Raw genomic sequence first — 19,241 nt, 5'->3', positions numbered from 1 at the left:
CTCTATTTCACAGATACCCGCTACCCGCGCGCGCTCAGCTTCCTCGGCCTTGTTCAGGCCGCCGCCGGGCAATGCCTTGTGGTAGCCCTTTGCATCTCCTGGATTACGCTCACTCGTAGGATTTTAGCAGTCGGGACAAGCCTTCGGGTTCTATCCCCCATCCCTCCCCCAGCGTGAAAGTCGGGCGACCATGAAAACGATCAACTTTGCCCATGCTGACACTCATGGCTTCACCGGTGACTCCATGGAAATCGCTACAGTCGTCATAGTCGACGGAGATCTCCGCGTCGTATCGCTGGAGGAGGTCTCGTAACTCGGTGAGGAATGCGATCCGTGTGGTGTGATCCATCAGTTCGACTCCTGAAGGCGTGCGCAGGAAGCGACGAAATGATGGGTGTCACCGAGCAGCGCGCTCCGCGCAGACGCGTCACACAGGTGCCAGTGCTCGTTGGCCACCTTGAACCGGCCCAAGTAATCCAGTCCTTCGAGATCTGCGGCGGTAATCTGCTCTCCGTCGCCCAAGGCGGCAACCGCACGCTCCCGCTCCGCATACAGTTCCTGTAGGACTTTGGGGTGCCTGTTCATCTTGCGCTCGCTCAATACTGATGGAATCGTCTCCTAGGCTAGCGGCCTTCTGGAAAACGCAAACACCGGGCACCTTATCGCTTGTCGGGGACCGCACATCGAAGGATGGCCAGGTCTGGGCGCCAGCGCGTTTACCCTGGCACCAGTAGGTCAGGCACCGCAGAGTGACACCGCCGGGGCCGCCCTGGATGCAAAGGAAAAAGGACTTTTGAACATGGCAATGAGTGCTGAGCCTGATGATGCGCCTGACTGGCTGGCGCAGAAGCCGCGTAGGGCGCGGCCGGTCGCTTTAGTCGTGTGCCTTGCCGTCGGCGGCCTCGCGACATTCGCTGCCCTGGAGCTGGCCAGCAGGGTGCTGCCAGGTCCATCGACATCCGTAGGTACTGGCCACCCCGCCCATCGCGCCGAGGCTGCAGCTCACCTTGCCCCAGAGCCGGCCGATACCACCCGCGGCACGGTCCGCCGTGCCACGCCTTCACCCGTGGAAGGAAATGCGGCAGCCGCGGCGACCCCACCCTCGAACGTCCAGCCGCCGGCAGCGTCGGTCGGCAAGCAGACCGTCTTCAACGACCGCAACTTCACGCCACGCGGCGCCGATAACGTGGTGAGCTTCAGCGAAGCCCCTCGAAGCCTGGCGCCAGAAGAGGAGCCCCCGCAGCCGACTAAGGTTACGGTGGTGCACCAGACACCGAGCATGAAGGACCGCGCCTGCTGGCCATATAAGGCTGGCAGCCTAGAGCATCGCAACTGCCGATCCGCCGTGGGGCTTCAGTACAGGGACTAGCGCGACTGCCGGCCGCGGGCCAGATCTACGGGCTTCACGCCCGGAGCGTGCTCAATCCGGAGTTTGCCTATCCGGCTGCCGTGCTGTACTGACAGGAATCTCTCCTTCAGCGCCGCCGGCACGCAGCGCTCGCTATTTGGGCGCGATGAGGAGATAGCTGCCACTTCGGCTTGGAGACCTTTGCCTATGCTCAACAACCGCTATCGGATCACCCTGGGCGAGGAGTCCTATTCCCCTGGATACCAGACGGATCCTAAGTATGCCGCGGCCTGGAAGCGTGCTCTTGAGCGCGCCTACGGCCGTGAGCACGGGGTATGTGGCTGCCCCGGGAGCGGCGAGCGAAAGCTGACGATCAAGCTGCGCGAAGGATCGGACGGCTACCACCTAGCCCGCTACCCTCACAGCGGCCCGGAGCATGCCAATGACTGTCGCTTCTATGCAGCAGCGCCGCAGCGCTCCGGTCTGCAGGGCTACGCAGTCGGCGTGGTGGAAGAAACCGCCGACGGGGGGATGAAGGTGAGGCTCGCCCGGGGCGTACGGCAGCAAGCGCCTGGGGAAGCTGGGGATGCGGCGCTCTCCCCTCCGGCTGCCCCGGGCGTGAAGAAGCCGGCAATGACGCTCCTGGGCCTGCTGCATCTTCTCTGGTCGGAAAGCCGGCTCACCACCTGGTATCCGGCGATGGCGGGAAAGCGTAATGGAGAGCTGGTTTCTCACCTGCTTCACAAGTGCGCCGGGCGGGTGTCGGTAGCCCCTCGCATCAAGCTCGACCAGGTGTTGCTGTTGGCTGCTCAGAAAGAGAAGCGGCGCGAGGCCACTAACCGCGAGATCGCCACGAACGCGGTCTCACGCAACTGGCGGCTGGTCGTCGTCAGTCCCCTGGCCAGGTACGACGAGGAGCGGCACAGCGGCTCGCCGGAGAGATTGCCGGTGACTGGGCCATTCGGGATGCCAACGCTCTACCTGCCCCCTGCCGTATGGGAAACCGCCTCTCGCCGATTCGGACGGGAGCTGGGCGCCTGGCGCAGGGGAAGCCGGGTTATCGCTATCGCTCAAATCGCGCAGCGGCCGGGTAAAGCCCACCAGGCGGATGTGCTCGAGGTCGCGCTGATGCAGGTGAGCGAGCAGTGGATCCCGCTTGATTCAGACCTGGAAGGCAAGGTCGAGCAGAAGCTGCGGGATGAGGGGCGCAAGTTCGACAAGCCGCTGCGTTACGACGCTGATGAGTGCGCCGTCTTCCCAGACTTCTGGCTGCTCGACATGCAGCAGGACTTCGCGCTCGAGGTTTTCGGCATGGCCACACCGCAGTACCTGGAACGGCGCGGCACGAAAGAACAGTGGTACTGCAACGAGTATGGCAAGACGGGCTGGTGGCGCTGGGACGCGACCCAGGACCCTCGGGGAGAACACATACCGGCGTTCCCCGCGGCATACGGGTCTTCCAGGTAGGTCAACGTGAAACCGGACAGGCAGCGCAACCGTCCGGGCTCACTCTTCGGCTTGGTCCGGACAGTGGTCGATGGTATCGCCGCCGGCGATCAGCGGGGTCACCCAACGTCCGAACCCAGGCATGCCGGTGAACTCTTCTGCCGGCTGCAATTCAATTGCGCCGCTCTCGAACGGCCGCAGTTCAACTGCGCCGCTTTTAAACTCAACGCGCCAAGCAATCACCTTTGCCTGCTCCGACATAACGCTCTCCAAGGTCTGGGTGCCAATCGGCGATAGCCTATACAGCATTTACCGAGATGCTACTTGAGCGGTGAGTCCGCGATTCAGGCGATCTCCCCGTAGGAGCTAGGACGTCTTCTGTGCTGGAGCTTCAGGCTCCACCGGGAAGAGCAGATAGTTACGGCGATCGTCGTTGATCCAATCGAATTCCGGCCAAGCGTCGTCGGCGTCGATAAAGGCCTTTTGCCTTTCAAGGGGGACAACCATTTCTACTTTGGTTGTCGAGTTTCGGCAGGTCTTCTGGGTGATTTCGACGACCTTAGCGTCAGTCGCAATACCGGAAAAGACGCATCCGCCTGGACGTTTGAAGGCTAAATGCGTGCCTGCAACGGTAGTCTTGAGCTCGGTCACCAAAACTACCCGCGTTGCGTAATTCAGATCAGGCGCCGCATGCGCCCCGGTAGTTATTAGCATCGCTAATATCGTGCACATCTTTCGCATAGAACACCTCGAAGAGCAGCGTATTAAAACTATGATTGATAAATAGTGCTAAGCGCTAATGGAAACTGACTGATTTACTTCGGCATCGCCATCCTCAACTAGCTCGAAGATTGGATCAATGAAATGGTTCTCGACTATTTCCATTATGCGGTCGGCCTCTACCTCGGTAAGGGTTAACTCACCCGTGTGAAGTCGCACGTGGACGGACTCTCGCCGATACATAAACCGTCCTTTACTAAAAGCTGGCCTGTTAACCACCTCCGTGATCAGTCTGTTAAACGCCGCGGGATCGCCTAGGAAGTGAGTACGCGTGGAAAACCACTGATGGAATACCGGACTGTCAACTATTTGGGCGGAGTTCGGCCGAATTTCCAAGCGAAGGCGGTTGGCTATCACCTTGCGACGCGTGTACCAACAATAGAGGGCGCCGCCCCAGCCGCCAATCGTTAGCAGGGCAGTGTAAACGGGGCTATATCCCAGCTCTAGGTCGTTTGAATAAAGCAACCAGACGCTCCCAATACTAAATATCGGCCCCATAATCAAAACTATGTAGGGTGGCTGTTTCATATTTTATTCCATCGTCGAAGCCGCTAACAGCGGCGACCTAAATTACATTAGCTTTTCGGACGCGCTCAGACGTCGCGTAAAAGAAAGATGGCCCTGGCCGCGAGGCGCTGTACCCGAACGATCAACCGATTTTCAGGCCGGCAAATATGCCTTCATACTTGAAGTTAACCAACGCGTGCAGATCGCGCTTTACCCGGTCACTGCAGTTGTCTCGACAGTTCTCGTAGAAATACAGCGCATCTGACTGCAAGTCATTTACAACGTCGATCCAGCACACGTCGTACCAACTCCGGGCTTCACCTGGATCGGCGTCATATTGAGCTTGCAGTTTGAAGCGAGGGATCGCGGCCCACTTATACACGCCGGAGTTAGGCTCGAACTGATAGATAAGCTCCAGCTTATCGTTTAGTTTCTGCAACGCATCTTGAGGCGTTTTGCCTGTCGCTGACGGAAATAATGGATTTTCATTGAGGAAGCTTTGCGCTTCGGTCCCGTCGAAGTCGCCGCCTTCGAGCTTTTCGAAGAGAAAATTAGCAGCCGAGCGGTGCGCGACGATTGCGCGGAAGCCGCCGCCATAGCGTTGGTCTTCAACACCCAGATGGTCTTGGGTAGCCTCAAGATATTTATTCAGCGCGTCCAGCTTCATGATGTGTTCCTAAGTCAGCCAGCAGGCATCGGTTAACAGGCAATGGCCGGTACAGATGATCGCCTAATGCCTGATGGTGCCCGAGGCGGCCGCCAGACAATGGCCAATTTGCGCCCATCGAAGGGGTGAACCTCAGCGGTGGTAGTAGCGATGGGAACCCTCACGCACAGGTAACCCCCCCGCTTACCGTTTAGGCGCTCACTGCAGCTGCTGATCGAGATGGCGAGAAGCTTGCTGCTTCGACCTGGTATGGCAGCCGCTTCGCCGGCGCGCTCCCGGACCAGTTGCCCGATCTGGGTAGGGCCGCCGGCACGAGGTGGCGTATATCAATGCTCGACACCTGCAGGCGCCGTGCACGGCGGATTCAGCGCGGCAGGGCTTCAGACGGTTAGGCTCGGGGAAGGGAGCAGTGCTGAGCGCTGGATGCCTTGCCAGAAAGGTGGAGCAGCGCAAGAGCGATTATAACGGCGGGGGAGATCCAGGCGATGCCGGCCAGCATCCATCCGAAAAAATCGTTCCAGCCAGGCACAGGCGCCTCGTAAAACAGGTGGGAGGGAGACCAGCTGATCTTGCCGTACCAGTAGAGGCCGGCGAGTGCGTAACCGGCCATTAAAACCGCAGTCGCTAGGGCTGCGAGGCCGCATTTTGCTCGATCCATAATGACCGTCCTCTAGGGGCTGGTAACTGATTGTACCCACTTCGCTATCCACTTCACCGGTCAAGGTCTCGCCGCTTGGCTCTTCTACTATTGATATGAGCGTTTATTGAATGCATTCCCCTTGCAATCCAATACAGGATCCAATGCAAGAGCTTGCTGGTGCGTTCGACGCGGTAACTCAGCTTCATCACATCATTGGCTAGACGGCGAATATTCAAGTTGATTTCCTTGGCAGGTCGATCACCCTTCCTTTGCAAGACGCCATCTTGAAGGTAAAGACCGATTTTAGAATAAGCGCGCGCTTCATGGGTGCAGCTAGCGTCGCTAGGTTTAGTAATACGTCAGCGATGCCACCTCGCACTCGATCGCTTTGATGGACATCGGATTGGTGCAGCATGTGGCGCCTGCGCTGTTGCGCTATGGTGCCGGTACAGATCCAGCGCCGATCGCCGATTTGCTCCCTGAAAGGGGGCGAACTGCCTTTCCTTCCGCGTATGGCTGCTCTCAAGGCCAGCTCAAGCACCTAGCACGCAATCGACACGAAGCTGCCGGTTTCAGCTTGCGCGAGCTAAGCTCCTGGCCCTTCGCTCTCTCGAAGCATCTGCAGCAGGCGAGCGCGCCGGCTCTCCAGTTCACCGATCTGACGCTCCAAGCTCTCCAGTCGATCGCGCTGCGCAGCCGAGGTCTCCGGGCAGGCCTGTGCACCTTCGATCAGTCGCATGCAGTCCGGGAAGCCGCGGATCTCCGCCAAGCTGAAGCCGGCGCCAAGCAGGCGTTGCAGCTGCCGGACCTGCGCCACCGCGCTGGCCGAGAAGCGCCGGTAGCCATTGGTACCGCGGCCAGCCGCCAGCAGGCCCTGGGCCTCGTAGTGACGTAGTGAGCGCACGCTGACGCCGGTGGCGGTAGCCAGCTGGCCAATGCTGAGGGAAGGCGCGGGTGCAGGCATGGCGACGGTCCGAAGTATTGGTGGCAGGAAAGATCCACTATCGCATGACACGCGGCGCTTGACCCTGACACTGGTGTCACCCCCGAGACTCAAGACTCCCCTATTCTGGAGAGCCACCATGAGTCATGTGCGTCTGCTATCGCTGATCCTATTGTTGAGTCTGACCAGTTTGGCCGCCCAGGCGCGGGAATGGCGAGTGACGGCCCCTGACGGTGTGGTGCTCGCTGTCCAAGAACAGGGCAATCCCCGCGGTGTGCCGATCGTCTTCATCCACGGTTTGCTGGGCAGCCGGCTGAACTGGGACGCCCAGCTTACGAGCGCTGAGTTGAGTCGCTTTCGCCTGATCACCTACGACCTTCGCGGCCATGGCCTTTCAGGCAAGCCGTCCGATGCTGCGGCTTATCGTGGGGGTCGGCGCTGGGCCGACGATTTGGCGGCTGTCATCGCTGCCACCGGTGCCCGCGAACCCGTGCTCGTAGGGTGGTCCCTGGGCGCTACGGTCATATCCAACTACCTGGCCGCCTATGGGGACAGCGCCATTTCCGGTGCGGTTTACGTGGACGGAGTCATCGAGCTCGCGTCGGCGCAGATCGTGCCGCATCCGGAGATCTACAAGGACCTGGTCTCATCTGATCTGCGCACGCATCTGGATGCCATCCGGGATTTCCTCGCCCTATGCTTTGCCACGCCGCCGGCGCCGGCGTTGTTCCAGCGCCTGTACGCCAACGCTGCCATGGCGTCCTGGGACATGCAGAGCGCCGTGCAGGGTCAGGATGTGGCGGCCTCCACCGGGCTAGGCCGGGCGCAGGTGCCGGTCTGGCTGCTCTATGGCGAGAAGGACGCCTTGGTACGGCCGGAGGCATCTATCGCCCGGGCCCAGGCGCTGAATCCGCGCGTCGCGGCCACGCGCTACGCTGAGTCTGGGCATGCGCCGTTCCTGGAAGAGGCGCCACGCTTCAACCACGACCTGGCAACCTTCGTCGACCGCGTAAAGAGACAGCAGCCATGACTCTCTCCGACTTCCCTGGATTCGAGCGGCTCTACCAGGGCACCCCGTCGGCCGCCTTCCGCGGTGTGGTCGGCGGCCAGGGACCGGCTGTGCTGCTGCTGCACGGCTATCCGCAGACTCACCTCGCCTGGCGCCGTATTGCCCCGGAGCTCGCCCAGAGGTATCGGGTGGTGGTACCTGATCTGCCAGGCTACGGCGCCAGCCGTCAGCTAGACCAGGAATGTCGCTGGACCAAGCGGCGCGTAGCAGCGGCCTTGCTGGAGCTGATGGACGCGCTTGGGCTTGAGACCTTCGCAGTGGTTGGCCATGACCGCGGCGCTCGCGTCGGCTACCGACTGGCGCTGGACCATCCGGCTCGCGTCGAGCGCTACGCATCGCTCACTGTGGTGCCCACGCCAGAGGCATGGGCGTCCTTCGATCGAGCGCGTGGGCTTGCGAATTTTCACTGGACCTTTCTTGCTCAACCGAGCGACCTACCCGAGCGCCTACTGGCGGCCGATCCCGATGCGTTCCTCGAACAGGCGCTGGCGCGCATGGCGGGTGGGCTCGACCGCGTTGAGCCACATGCGCTGGCAGCCTATCGAGAGGCCTTTCGCGATCCTGCGGTGCGCCACGCTATTTGCGAGAACTACCGCGCCGGCGCTGATGAGGACCTGGCCGACGATCTTGCGGACCAGGTTCGGGGCCAGCGCTTGGACTGCCCGCTGCTGGTACTTTGGTCGGCGGCCCAGGTCACTGGTGAGCCGCCTACGGCTATCTGGCGCCGGTGGGCCCGCGACGTTCGCGGCAAAGCCTTACCAGGTGGTCATCTGCAACCGGAGGAATGCGCGGCCGAGGTGCTCGCCGCGCTGGTGCCGTTCCTCGCGGGAAGACCGGAAGCCGGCGGTAATACGTCGTTCGCAGGCGAGGAAACCTGACAATCAGCGCTTGCGCCGATGACGGTCGTGATACCCGCGGAACAGGTGGTCGGCGCGTGGCCGTGTTCTTTTCGGAAAGTCCGGCAATCCGGGGTCAGGTCGTGACATTGAAATAGGTGTTCCCTAAAGCAAAGGAACACCTCATGACAATCTACGAAGTTGGCACACTCGCACTGAGCGCAACCGCGACCCTCTTCGCTGCGTTGGCCTACATCGCCCCGGTAAAAGCCCCTGCACCAGGGCCCAGTGTCACTCCCCCGACTGCCATTGTTCAGGTATTTATCGTGGGAGGCGCGGGTAGAGGCCGGTGACGGCCACCTGCAGACCCGGTAGCGCTATCAAAGCGATAGCGCTTCTTGTCGAACCGCGTGGAGTTGGCATAGCGCTTTCTCCTAAAAATGCTCGATGTTGAAGCGCGCCAGATAATCCGAAGGCTCGTCGCCTATGGTCATAACCTCATGTGGGTAAGGAAGGCGAGGCTGCCCTTCCTCGCCAAACCAGCCTGGAGCCGCGCGGTACCGGCGAAGATGCCCCAGAAACGCTTTGCGGTCGAAATGCAGGCCCCGGCCAGGTTTTCCCGCGAGCTCGAGGTCGAGGCATGCGCTATGCAGCTCAAAAAAGCCATTGTGCAGTCCCGGGCAGTCTTCGATGACGCCGATGTAGAGACAGTGATCGAAGCTGGCCCAATCGGCATACGTGTACCACTCGAACCATTCCCCGGGTCCACCGGTAGCGATGCCAGATAGTACAGCTGACGACTCCTGGCCCATTCGCTCAAGCGAAACACTGAAAGCTAGCGCTTCATCGAGATAGGCCTTCAACGACACCGGATCTTCGGTGCGAAGAAAAAATTGCATGGACGACACGGGTTTTTCCCTATCAGGTCGTAACTTGCCAGGTCACTTCAATCCGAAATGGCGCTTCAGCTCGTGGATACGAATGGCGCGGTGACGATGTGCGTCGGCAGTATCTGCATCAGGCGAGACCGCACCATGTGCAACAGCTGCCGTGTACTGTTCGTCCTGCTTGACCAGATCCACCAACTCCTGCAACAGACTTTGCATCTCTTCGTAGATGGCCATATCGCTCTTCCGATCCGAACTAAACTGTGTTGGGAGGGCTATTCGTCGTCATCGTCTGAAAAGTATTCGGACAGATCCTTGCTCGCCAGATCCGGATACACCTGCTTGATGCAAGTAAAGGCGAACTCCCGAGCTTCTGATTCGGATTGGAAGAACGCCGGCGCGGTATAAGGTGTCAACGTCGGCCTGGAAACACCTGCGATGTCGTCGAAAGCCCGCCCGTGGTCGACCTCAACGAACCATCGGCCATCCGCGCACTCGACGAGATTCAAGCCTGCGTCAGGAAATTCACCGGTGGCCCAAGATACAAGACTGTCCAGATGCTCGTGGTTGATCGTATCGTATACCTTGTGAGTATCGACTACTTCGCTGTTACTCATAGAGCTTTCCTTGGATTCAAAGGTTTATCGAAGACCAAGCTGACCACAGCAGAAAGCCAGAGAGCGCCGTCATCAGGACGCACTCTGCCAAGGGTGGCCAGGGGCTCAGCTGGGCCTCCTCGAGCATCTGCCGCATCAGCGGGTCCGATATGTCGGCATGACCTGTCCGGTTGCCGTGCCACCGGTACCAGGCCATCTGGCCCGCACCAAAGGCGCGGAGAAGCGTGAACGCGCACACCAGTAGGGCTATCCATCCGAATGGTTGGACTAGGGATGCCGCTGGCGAAATGACCTGTTCAGTAAAGGTTGTCATGGGTAAAGCTCACATGGACCAACCATCACCCTAACAAACTTGACGCCGACACGTCGCGCCCGTCTCGCCTGCAAGCTTGAGCGCATTACAGCTCGATACACTTAGTTTTAACGCGAGTCTCGAATGTATCTGGTTCCCGATCATGGCGGCCATTCGCATCGATGAATCGGGTATTCATATACTGACTTGCTACAACCTTTTGAGACGCTTTACATTCTTCAATTGACTCAAACCCAGGGATCGTATAGCCAGTAGCACTATAAGGTCCTGTGGTAATAGAAAGGAGCATGATAACTTTCAACATATAGTTCTTCCTTATAGTCTTGGGATATCGCTGCGAAGCCTACGGCGTCGTTTTGGACCGCCATCCCTACGCTCGCCGAGCCGAGCGAAGTGATTCGTTCAGATCGCTCAAACAGTCCTCTTGGTGTCCTGTGATTACCTAACGCGCTTTCCTAAAAAAATTGGCGAGTCTAAAAGCGCGCGGCCCTTATCGACCTTTCCTGGCGCGGGCGAGGAGCAAATCGTCGCGTCCCTAGAACGCACTTCCGGCAGCCGTTGAGTTGCCTCTCGCGATTGTCTGTCGTTGCGCCGAGCGCTGGTGGCCGATTCACGCCCTAGCTGGGGGTGAACCCACCGACCTTCAGAGAACCAGGAGACGCCCGCACTGGCGGTAAGGAACAACGCCAGACCTGCGCCCGCTGGCGCAGGTCGGCTACCGGCAGCTGAGTGAACCGGTCTCCTCGCTCACAGGCCCACCGGCCTGGTTGGGTCAGCCAATTGAGGCCTGCCGGTGCCCAGACTTGCATTCTGGAGATCGCCTGTAGCTTGAAGGTACCTCAAGACTTTCGAGCTACCGCCATGCAACACGTCGCCCCTACCCTCTTCCACCCCGCTGACAACCAGGCCATCAGCCTCCTGGACATCACGGCGCCGGCGCGGCTGGTTGAGCCTTCCCTAGCGGAGAAGGTGCGGGCCGCGGTCGCGGTGGTGAAAGGTCTGCTGCGGGCCGGCAAGCACCTGGTAGCCGCATCGTCCTTCGGCAAGGACAGCAGCGTCATGGTCGCGCTAGCCCTGCGAGCGATGGAAGAGCTGCAGGCCGAGGGGTTCGCCGTCCCCGAGCTGCATGTCATGAACAGCGACACCCTGATGGAAAACCCGGTGGTGCACGCCTATGCCCAGGGCGAGATCAAGGCACTTCGCGCCTATGCCAAGGCCAAAGCGCTGCCGGTACGGGTGTGGATCTGCCGGCCGAACCTCACCGAAAACTGGCTGGTGTCGATGATCGGCGGCCGTACGGTGGCCAGCCTCCCGGGCAACAGCGCCAAATGCCAGCAGCAGTTGAAGAAGGCGCCGCTGGAGCGCACCAAACGCCAGATCCGCGCCAAGATCAAGGCCGAGCTGGGCAAGGCTTTCCGGGATGAGGACCTGGTGCTGCTGATCGGCACCCGTCGGGACGAATCGGCGGCCCGCGAGCGCAACATGGAAGCGCGCGGCGAGCGCGCCGATGTCCCTGTCAACACGGCCAAGCCTGGCGAGACCCCGACCTGGGTTCTCAGTCCGATCGCTGACTTCACCACCGAAGACATCTTCTGCTTCCTGGCTGAAGTCACCAACGAGCGCTTTCAAACCTATTCCGACTTCAAGCGCCTCACTGACGTTTACCGGGACGCGGCCGGCGAATGCATGATCAACGTGTTCATCCGTGACGGCGGCGCCGAGCGCAAGACCTCGTGCGGAAGCCGTCATGGGTGCTGGGGTTGCCTGCGCGTGAGCACCGATCGCAGCATGGAGAACATGCTGGCCGAGGAGTCGGGCAAGCATCGTTGGATGAAGCCCCTGAACGACTTCCGCAACTACCTCAAGGCCCGCCACTATGATCCAGCGGCCCGCAACTGGGCGTCGCGCACCGTCGACCCGGACACCGGCTACCTGACGATCGCCGCCAACGCGTATTCGCCGGACTTCTGCCTGGAGCTGCTTCGCTATGCGCTGACGATCGATGCCGATGAGGCCGACTGGGCCATGGCCAACCGCAAACCGCGGCGTTTCACCCTGCTGGGCATGAAGGAGATCCTGACGATCGATCTGTACTGGGGGCGCTACGCCTACCAGCGCCCGTTCACCGCGCTGAACGAATACCGCGAGATCTGTGAGCGCGGCCGCCGGTACGCGATTCCTGAGGCCTACGAGGAGTACCCGCGGTCTGCGCTGAAGGTCGGCCTGTCGATCCAGGTGCCTTTCGCGGATCGCCATTTCAACGGCCTCCACGAGGGCCTGCGTTCGGTAAGCGCTGCAGCCGCGGGCGCCGAGCATGTGATCAACAAGGGCGGGGTCTACTACACCCACGTCAACGAGACCCAGGAATTCGATATCGACGACGAGGGGGTGGAGCTGTTCTACGAATTCGAGCTCGACCGCGCGCTCGAGTATTACGGTCCGCACACGGACGTCTATCCCTCCGAGGTAGTGCACTACCTGGCCCGCTTTGGTGTGGTCTCTTTCAAAAAGGGTGGCCACTCTTCCTGGGATCGCATGTTGCGGATTGGCAACCAGCTGCATCGCGCCGGCGTGCGCGACGTGCTCAACGATCCTGAGGCGCTGGCGGCGCGGCTGCGTGCATATGCGGCGTCCGCCGAACGGCCTGCTGCAGCTCCCCGGCCGAAGGCGGCAGAACGGCCGGCGCCCGCGGTGACAGACTCTGGCCAGTATCTGATGGCTTTCTAGGCTTGGCGCTTCTCCTACAAACGCCAAACGGCAGCTCAGGAGGCGCCCAGGGTGAACAAAGGGTCGGAGTCAGCGGCGAAGTGGACTGGGTTCCGAAGTGCTGCGGCAGGACAGAAAGGCCCGTCAATAGAATTGCTCTCGGAGGAACTCTGTTCCTGTGACCGCCAAATCGGTCGGCTCGAAGTAGGTCGTGGTTTTCATGCCGTGAATCAAAATAGCGTAGCCGAACAGCCTTTCGCCTTCTTGACTGATACCCAAGATCACGCCCCTTTTCCCATAGTGTTCGTGATCAGCGTTGCAGATTTCGACCTCCTGAAAAAAGCCTATGGTTGCCGCCATCTGGATGATTCTCTCGCAGAAGAAAGCCGGCCGCAGGAACGCGACTCACCGATTCGAAGGGCTCTGGCACGTGACACCGACCGGTCGAGTGACCCAGGAGTCTAGTCCGTCTGGGGCGTGGATTCACCCTTGCATTCTGGGCGCTCGTGCCATGCTTTAGCCATACCGACACAGCCTTCGCGGGTCGCCATCAGCCGGTGAAAGACAAGCTCAGCCAATCGAACGTAGGAACTGTTATGTCCACCGATCCCCGCCAGAAAATCGAGCATCTGATCCGCCTATCAGCGGGCACGACAGGATTCCAGGGCCGGACCGTACGACTGGACAATGGGCACATCGCACTGTGCACATCAACGTACAATTACAGCCAGGACGACGAGACGCGCCACCTGGTCGCCGAGCGCATTGCACTGCTCTGGAACCTCGCGCGTTCGATACCGACCGACCAGCTCTCGCAACTCGCGTTGCTGCCACGACCGAGGACCTGATATGCGTTTTCTCCTGAGCATTGTCTGGACGGCCATGTGCCTCGCCTTCTTCATGAGGCTCGGCTTCGCCCTGCAGATCATGGATCCGGTGGATGTGTTTCTGGACAAGGATCGCTGCGCGGTCGTGAAGTCGTACGGTGCGTCGAGCTGCAAGGTCAGGGGCAGAGCCGAGGGCAACCTCGATGGTACCTGGACCATCACGCTGCCCGAGCCGCCACTGACGATCCAAATGCCAGACGGACCAATGGCTTATCAGAATCCGCATTGGCGCCTGCAGGGAGGCAATCTGACCGGTGTCGGACTGTTCGCTGGTCTGGTGATCTCTTCCCTGGCTGGGAACTACCTGATCACCCGGCGCCGCCCTGACCACCAGGCCGATGGATCGCCCGCATGACCTCCCTTTCGGTTGGGTGCCCCTACGTTCTGAAGGCCGCTGAATTCCTGGCAGATATCGGCCTCACAGTTCTGTGGCGCCCGGGCGCATCCGGCTTCATCGACCATATCGAGGTCGTTGCCGGGGCGCTGCACCTAGATCCGCGCTGTTCGATCTCGGCACTGCTGCACGAGGCTGGCCACCTGGCGCTAGTGCCGACCCCCTACCGCGCGATGCTGTCCGGAGACGTCCATCGCGCGATCGGCAAGGTGTTCGACGATCCGTCGGTATCGGAGCTGTCTCCGGATCACCCGACACTTCGAGCGCTTCTGCAGGCGAGCGACCCAGAAGCCACCGCCTGGGCCTGGGCTGCTGGCCGCCATCTGGGCGTACCGGATGAGCTCATCATCCTGGATGGGGAATACAGCGGTGGCGGCCGCGACATCCGTCTTGCTTTGGCGGCAGGTCGCTACATCGGCATCCATGGCTTGATGCACGCCGGTTTCTGCGTCGTCCGCGCTACCCCTTACAGTCCATTGCCTACCTACCCCGACCTCGCGTTCTGGCTATAACCGTGAAGAGCCGTCCTGCGCGCCCGGCGTCGAACGCCCCGATGTTGACCTGGAAAGAGAAGCGCGAAGGCCCGTCCGCCGAGGTGGCCGAGCTCCTCGGAAAGCTGCCGGATGCCGAGTTGGCCAAGCGACTGGGGGTCAACCGACGCTTGATCTGGAAATGGCGTACGGAGCGTGAGATTCCGTCACCTCCACGCGCTACCGTGGCGCCGGCGGTCTTGAGCCCTGACCAGGTGGCGCTACTCGGCACACGCTCGGATGGCGAGCTGGCGCGCGAGTTTGGGTTCAGCGACTTCCAGATCCAACAGGTGCGCACGCGGCTTGGCATCCCTCGGCACGTACCGGATCGATCAAAGATGGACGCCATGCTGGGTACTGTCACGGACCTGGCGATCGGCTCGAACCTCGGCATCGCCCAACCCGTGGTCAGCAAGTTGCGTCGGGACCGTGGCGTTCCGGCGACCCGCGACGCCCTGAACTGGACGGCCGAGTTGCAGGCGCTGCTACCCCTCCTATCTGACGAGGCCTTAGCCGCCCAGGCTGGCTGCGGCGTGGTGCAGATCCAGGCGATCCGCCGCGGCGAGCAGGTGCTTTCGAACAAGACGCCGCTCAGCGAAATTGCCGGCCTGCTGGGTACCCGGTCAGATGAGGACCTGGCGGCGCAGCATGGAGGGACCCCCGCCCGATATGCCAGCGCCCGTCAGCGCCGCGGTATCCCTGTGCGCGGGCGAGCACCTGAAGCACAAGCCGATTCGGTGCGATAATCACCCCCCTCCCCTACTACTTCACCGCCGCCCACTACCGATGCAGTTTTCCTCTAGCCTCCTCGCCCCTCACCAGCTCGAAGCTCGCGCCCGCATCCTGGACGGATTCAAGCGGCGCGCCCGGCTGCAGGTGCATATGGCGTGTGAGACCGGCAAGACTCGGCTTGCCCAGGGAGTCGCCGCGGCGCTCGATGCCCGCAGCATCGTCATCTTCCTACCCTCGCTCGCGCTAGTCAGCCAGACGCTGCAGGCCTGGGTCAGCAACGCCGAGCTGGATCTGGAGCGCGTGCTGTGCGTCTGCAGCGATGAGAGTGTGGCCACGCTCGACGATGAGCACGAGGTGCTCGAGGATCTACCGGTGGCGGTTACCACCTCGCCTGAGGAGATCACGCTGAAGGTCGGTACCTTGGGTCGAGACGTGATCGTGCTGTGCACCTACGCCAGTGCACCCACCCTCGCCCTGGGCCTGCCGCCCGGCTTTGCCTTTGACCTGGGGATCCTCGACGAGGCGCACAAGACAGCCGGCGCCGCCGGCCGGCGGAACAGCTTCGCGCTGAGTGACCACCCTACCCTGCGCATCGACAAGCGCCTCTTCCTTACCGCGACGCCGTTGGCCATCGCTGAGGAAGAAGGCGCGGCCGGGACCGGGCCCATCTACTCCATGACGGATGAGGCCGTCTTCGGTACGGTTGCCTACGAGCTCAGCTACTCCGCGGCCGTCGCGGCGGGGATCATCTGCGATTTTCGCGTCATCATCTCTGTAGAAGAGGTGGACGACGAGCAGCTCGCCGAAGCGCTGGACGATGAGGAGCGCCGCTACGCGGTACATGCCCAAGAGTTGCTGCGGGCGATAACAGACGTCGGCGCCCGAAAGGCCTTCGCCTTCTACTCGCGGATCTCGCAGTCGAAGCGCTTTGCCACGGCGCTGCGGGAGGCCGTCGGCGACGGTGAATTCTGGGCGCGCCATATCGACGGCTCTTTCCCCTCATGGCAGCGCACCCGCCTGCTGCACCAGTACGGCCGGGCCCCGCGCGCAGCGCTGTCTTGCGCGCGCTGCCTGGCTGAAGGGGTGGACGTGCCGGATACCGATCTGGTCGCCTTCATGCACCGGCGGGAAAGCCACGTCGACATCGTCCAGGCGCTCGGCCGCGCCGTGCGCAAGGCGCCGGGCAAGCGCTACGGCTATGTCCTGATACCCCTGCGCTTGAAGCGGAGCTCCGGCGAGTCCCTCATCCAGGCCGTGGCGCGGAGCGACATGTCCACGGTCTGGCGGACCCTGGCGGCGCTCGCCGAGCAGGACGACGCCATGCTCAACGAGGTGCAGCGCGCCGCAGTGGACCAGGGCGAAACCGGACAGCCCACGTCGCCCGGCTGGTTCAACAAGCTGCACGTCATAGCGCCTGCTGGCCGTCCCGACGCCGGCGTCTGGGCCGCCAGCCTCAAGGCTGTGCTATCAACGGAGCTGGTAGGGCGCATCGCCGGCAGCTGGCCGCACTTTTACGGCCTCCTGCGCGCGTTCGTGACTGACCGCGGCCACGCCCGGGTCGCGCGCAGCTATCGCACACCGGGTGGGCACACCCTGGGCGCCTGGTGCTCACGCCAGCGCGCGCTCCACCGGCTAGGCCGGCTTGCGCCTAACCGTGCCGAGCAGCTGGAGGCCATCGGCTTCGAGTTCGATCCGCGAGAGCATGCCTGGGAGCGGGGGTACGAAGCCTTGCGTAGCTATCTGGCTGACACAGGATCGCCCTCCCCCGCCGTCGACGTCGTCACCGCAGACGGCATTGCCCTGGGCCACTGGTGCAGCGAGCAGCGCAAGGCCTATCGCCTCGGCCGACTGGCGCCGCGGAAAAAAGAGTTGCTCGAGGCCGTGGGTTTCGCCTTGAGCCCCTTCGATGACGCCTGGGAGAAACGGTATCAGGCGCTGGTGGCGTTCAAGGAGGAGCACGGCCACCTGCGCATTGCCCAGCGCCAGGTGCTCGTCGACGGCACCGATCTGGCGGACTGGTGCCGGAACCAGCGCAGCCGTCAGATCGACCTCTCCAGGCGTGATCGGCTGGCCGCTCTGGGCTTCGACTTCGACGCTGGCGTGCTGGATGCCCGCTGGGAAGCCGCCTACACCGCCCTGCAGGAATTTGGCGCACGGCATGGCCATGTGAATGTGCCGCTAGACTTCGTGCTGCCTGATGGGACAGCGCTCGGTACCTGGGTCGGGAATCAGCGCGCGCGCTACCGCGACGGCCAAATGGACCAGCAGCGCATTGAGCTCCTGAACCAGCTGGGTTTTGTGTGGGAGATGTTCGGTGCGGCCTTCGACCAGGGCCTGCAGCACCTGGAGCAGTTTAAAGCCGCGCATGGCCACTGCGATGTGCCGATCGCCTACGTGACTGGCGATGGATACAAGCTCGGCAGGTGGTGCTCGAATCAACGAACGCGGCTCAAGGACAAACCGGAGGATCCGGACCACGGCCGGCTGTTGGCCGCTGGGTTTTCGTTCGATCCTGCGGAAGCTGCGTGGCAACAGCACTTTGCAGCGCTCCAAGACTACCTGGCTGCAAATGCCGGCGGGTCGGTACCGGTGAAGCATGTAACTGCCAACGGGCTGCGGCTGGGTTCGTGGGTGTCCCGGCAGAAAACCCTGCTGAAGGCCGGCAAGCTCTCTGATACGAAGCAATCCGCGCTGCGCGGATTGGGCGTTCTGTCTTAAAAGTCCAGAATTCGCGCCGAGTCATCGCTGGCCAGACTCACCCAACGACCTGTCGGCTTCCGACAACGACCAGGTGCAGCGCGAGTTTGAGCAGCAGCTGGCCCTGGCCGTCGACGGCGGCTTGGCCGAGCTGCCGCAGACACGCTGGGACAGGCCCTACTAAATAGCCAGCCCGTTTCTAGCTGCTTACTGCGAACAGGTGTGGATCCAGCTCCGCCAGCAGTTCCTTTAGCTTTGCTTCTAGCTTTGCAGCGTCAACTGTCGCATCGCACTTGAGCTCTATCCTCTTACCCGACCTACGTAGGTACCCGACGCCGGGGACAGAGACGGGAGACTTTGCGGCTGCATCAGGATTTTGAAGCTCTTGCAGAGTGGCCGTCAGCCACCTCAATGCTTTCTCCTGGCTCCAGCCCTGCTCCGCGATATGGCGCAGCGATTCCACTACCAAATTCTCGTTTTTCTTCGCGTGCTCAGCAAAGTCTCGAGCCCACTTTGACCCAATAACACCTGGATATTTATCCAGTATCTCCTTTGCGCTGGCCGGCAGTTCATTCAGGGCGAGTCGCCGACTGACCACCGAGTGGTTCACGCCAAGTGACCGCGCGAGTGCTCGGATAGACATCGAGGCGCTTTCCAAGATTAGCGCGTAGTGCTTGGCGTGTTCGTAGTCGGAAAGCGGCTCTTGACCTTCGTTATCCGCAAGCGCAAGTAACATTGCGTCACTGTCAGATGCATCCTTCACCTCTGCTGCGATCTCGGTGAGTCCAAGCAGCTGATGGGCGCGCAGACGGCGTTCTCCGCCTATCAACTCATATGCCCTATCGCCTATACGCCGAACGACGATCGGCTTCATCAAGCCAATTGTGGCAATCGAGTCTGCGAGTTCCTCAAGCGCTTGTTGGTCGAAAGTTAGACGCGGCTGGTAGCGGGATTTGGTGATTTCCGCCACTGGGATTGCTTGAAGGACTCTATTGCCACCGGGGTTTGCCTCCGGTCGATTAGCTAGAGCCTGGGATTTTTGCGTTCCTGATGTGGGGACGTCAGTAGTACCAGGCGTGTCCGGCCCCTGAACCTGTTGGGCCGACTCTTCGAAAATCTCAGACAGTGGCTTGTCTAGCTTGGCTTGACTTACGGTAGCTGGCGCTCGGAGCCCGCGTATCGCGGCGCCTCCCTTAGATGTGTTACCAGGAAAGTCGCTCGATCTTGCCATTGGTTAATCCT

At 61.4% G+C, this 19,241-nt stretch carries 20 protein-coding genes; 9 read left to right on the top strand and 11 right to left on the bottom strand.

Annotated elements, in window-relative coordinates; translation table 11 throughout:
* Window positions 1–109: 109 nt before the first annotated feature.
* Both AX284_RS01300 and AX284_RS01295 read right to left on the bottom strand, forming a co-directional pair.
* Entirely contained in the window at window positions 110–349 is a 240-nt protein-coding gene (locus AX284_RS01300) for a hypothetical protein (protein ID WP_007162519.1), read from the bottom strand.
* Window positions 349–585 carry a hypothetical protein gene (locus AX284_RS01295; RefSeq protein WP_039976339.1) on the bottom strand — a complete coding sequence of 79 codons (237 nt, stop codon included), beginning with the start codon at window positions 583–585 and terminating at the stop codon, window positions 349–351. Before AX284_RS01295 ends, AX284_RS01300 begins: the two co-directional genes overlap by 1 nt.
* 970 nt (window positions 586–1,555) lie before the next feature.
* On the opposite strand from AX284_RS01295, the gene AX284_RS01290 reads away from it, so the two are divergent.
* Window positions 1,556–2,815 (top strand): DUF1173 family protein, encoded by a 1,260-nt coding sequence (locus AX284_RS01290; protein ID WP_068383165.1) that lies wholly within the window; start codon window positions 1,556–1,558, stop codon window positions 2,813–2,815.
* Window positions 2,816–2,854: 39 nt separating this feature from the next.
* On the opposite strand, the gene AX284_RS01285 is transcribed toward AX284_RS01290, so the two are convergent.
* From AX284_RS01285 to AX284_RS01260, 4 genes are all read right to left on the bottom strand, one after another.
* Window positions 2,855–3,055: a hypothetical protein gene (locus AX284_RS01285; RefSeq protein WP_007162522.1), complete on the bottom strand. Its 201-nt coding sequence runs from the start codon at window positions 3,053–3,055 to the stop codon at window positions 2,855–2,857.
* Between the two features lie 105 nt (window positions 3,056–3,160).
* A complete protein-coding gene (locus AX284_RS01280; RefSeq protein WP_143008569.1) occupies window positions 3,161–3,445 on the bottom strand; it encodes a hypothetical protein in 285 nt (94 codons plus the stop codon).
* 778 nt (window positions 3,446–4,223) lie between these two features.
* Window positions 4,224–4,748: a hypothetical protein gene (locus AX284_RS01270; protein ID WP_068383160.1), complete on the bottom strand. Its 525-nt coding sequence runs from the start codon at window positions 4,746–4,748 to the stop codon at window positions 4,224–4,226.
* Between the two features lie 1,226 nt (window positions 4,749–5,974).
* Window positions 5,975–6,352: a MerR family transcriptional regulator gene (locus AX284_RS01260; protein WP_068383155.1), complete on the bottom strand. Its 378-nt coding sequence runs from the start codon at window positions 6,350–6,352 to the stop codon at window positions 5,975–5,977.
* Between the two features lie 118 nt (window positions 6,353–6,470).
* Between AX284_RS01260 and AX284_RS01255 the strand changes: the two genes are divergently transcribed.
* Window positions 6,471–7,361: an alpha/beta fold hydrolase gene (locus AX284_RS01255; protein ID WP_068383153.1), complete on the top strand. Its 891-nt coding sequence runs from the start codon at window positions 6,471–6,473 to the stop codon at window positions 7,359–7,361.
* Entirely contained in the window at window positions 7,358–8,278 is a 921-nt protein-coding gene (locus tag AX284_RS01250) for an alpha/beta fold hydrolase (protein ID WP_068383151.1), read from the top strand. The genes AX284_RS01255 and AX284_RS01250 overlap by 4 nt, the downstream gene beginning before the upstream one ends.
* Before the next feature lie 392 nt (window positions 8,279–8,670).
* Here AX284_RS01250 and AX284_RS11790 read toward each other — a convergent pair whose 3' ends face one another.
* Genes AX284_RS11790 through AX284_RS01235 form a run of 3 tightly spaced genes read right to left on the bottom strand, consistent with a single transcriptional unit; the run spans window position 8,671 to window position 9,740 of the window.
* Complete coding sequence (locus AX284_RS11790) at window positions 8,671–9,144, bottom strand: hypothetical protein (RefSeq protein ID WP_143008570.1); 474 nt, start codon at window positions 9,142–9,144, stop codon at window positions 8,671–8,673.
* Between the two features lie 33 nt (window positions 9,145–9,177).
* Window positions 9,178–9,360 (bottom strand): hypothetical protein, encoded by a 183-nt coding sequence (locus AX284_RS01240; RefSeq protein ID WP_068383147.1) that lies wholly within the window; start codon window positions 9,358–9,360, stop codon window positions 9,178–9,180.
* 38 nt (window positions 9,361–9,398) lie between these two features.
* Window positions 9,399–9,740 carry a hypothetical protein gene (locus tag AX284_RS01235; protein WP_068383146.1) on the bottom strand — a complete coding sequence of 114 codons (342 nt, stop codon included), beginning with the start codon at window positions 9,738–9,740 and terminating at the stop codon, window positions 9,399–9,401.
* 1,174 nt (window positions 9,741–10,914) lie between these two features.
* On the opposite strand from AX284_RS01235, the gene AX284_RS01225 reads away from it, so the two are divergent.
* The gene (locus tag AX284_RS01225; RefSeq protein WP_068383142.1) at window positions 10,915–12,780 is read left to right on the top strand and encodes a phosphoadenosine phosphosulfate reductase domain-containing protein; all 1,866 of its coding nucleotides are present in this window, start codon (window positions 10,915–10,917) and stop codon (window positions 12,778–12,780) included.
* Between the two features lie 123 nt (window positions 12,781–12,903).
* Here the strand turns inward: AX284_RS01225 and AX284_RS01220 are convergent, their stop codons facing one another.
* Window positions 12,904–13,119 carry an Imm31 family immunity protein gene (locus AX284_RS01220; RefSeq protein WP_068383139.1) on the bottom strand — a complete coding sequence of 72 codons (216 nt, stop codon included), beginning with the start codon at window positions 13,117–13,119 and terminating at the stop codon, window positions 12,904–12,906.
* A gap of 236 nt (window positions 13,120–13,355) precedes the next feature.
* On the opposite strand from AX284_RS01220, the gene AX284_RS01215 reads away from it, so the two are divergent.
* Genes AX284_RS01215 through AX284_RS01195 form a run of 5 tightly spaced genes read left to right on the top strand, consistent with a single transcriptional unit; the run spans window position 13,356 to window position 18,020 of the window.
* Window positions 13,356–13,607 carry a hypothetical protein gene (locus tag AX284_RS01215; RefSeq protein WP_068383138.1) on the top strand — a complete coding sequence of 84 codons (252 nt, stop codon included), beginning with the start codon at window positions 13,356–13,358 and terminating at the stop codon, window positions 13,605–13,607.
* 1 nt (window position 13,608) lies between these two features.
* A complete protein-coding gene (locus tag AX284_RS01210; protein ID WP_068383136.1) occupies window positions 13,609–14,001 on the top strand; it encodes a hypothetical protein in 393 nt (130 codons plus the stop codon).
* Window positions 13,998–14,552: a hypothetical protein gene (locus AX284_RS01205; RefSeq protein WP_068383134.1), complete on the top strand. Its 555-nt coding sequence runs from the start codon at window positions 13,998–14,000 to the stop codon at window positions 14,550–14,552. The genes AX284_RS01210 and AX284_RS01205 overlap by 4 nt, the downstream gene beginning before the upstream one ends.
* 41 nt (window positions 14,553–14,593) lie before the next feature.
* Window positions 14,594–15,316, top strand: a complete 723-nt coding sequence (locus AX284_RS01200) for a hypothetical protein (RefSeq protein ID WP_068383133.1) — start codon at window positions 14,594–14,596, stop codon at window positions 15,314–15,316.
* 40 nt (window positions 15,317–15,356) lie between these two features.
* Entirely contained in the window at window positions 15,357–18,020 is a 2,664-nt protein-coding gene (locus tag AX284_RS01195; protein ID WP_068383131.1) for a DEAD/DEAH box helicase, read from the top strand.
* Between the two features lie 178 nt (window positions 18,021–18,198).
* Here the strand turns inward: AX284_RS01195 and AX284_RS01190 are convergent, their stop codons facing one another.
* Window positions 18,199–19,230 carry a ParB/RepB/Spo0J family partition protein gene (locus AX284_RS01190; RefSeq protein ID WP_068383129.1) on the bottom strand — a complete coding sequence of 344 codons (1,032 nt, stop codon included), beginning with the start codon at window positions 19,228–19,230 and terminating at the stop codon, window positions 18,199–18,201.
* Window positions 19,231–19,241: the final 11 nt, after the last annotated feature.

The sequence above is a fragment of the Pseudomonas sp. HUK17 genome (assembly GCF_001566765.1).
The sequence above is the reverse complement of the archived record's forward strand: the minus strand, read 5'-3'. Positions and strand labels throughout refer to the sequence as shown.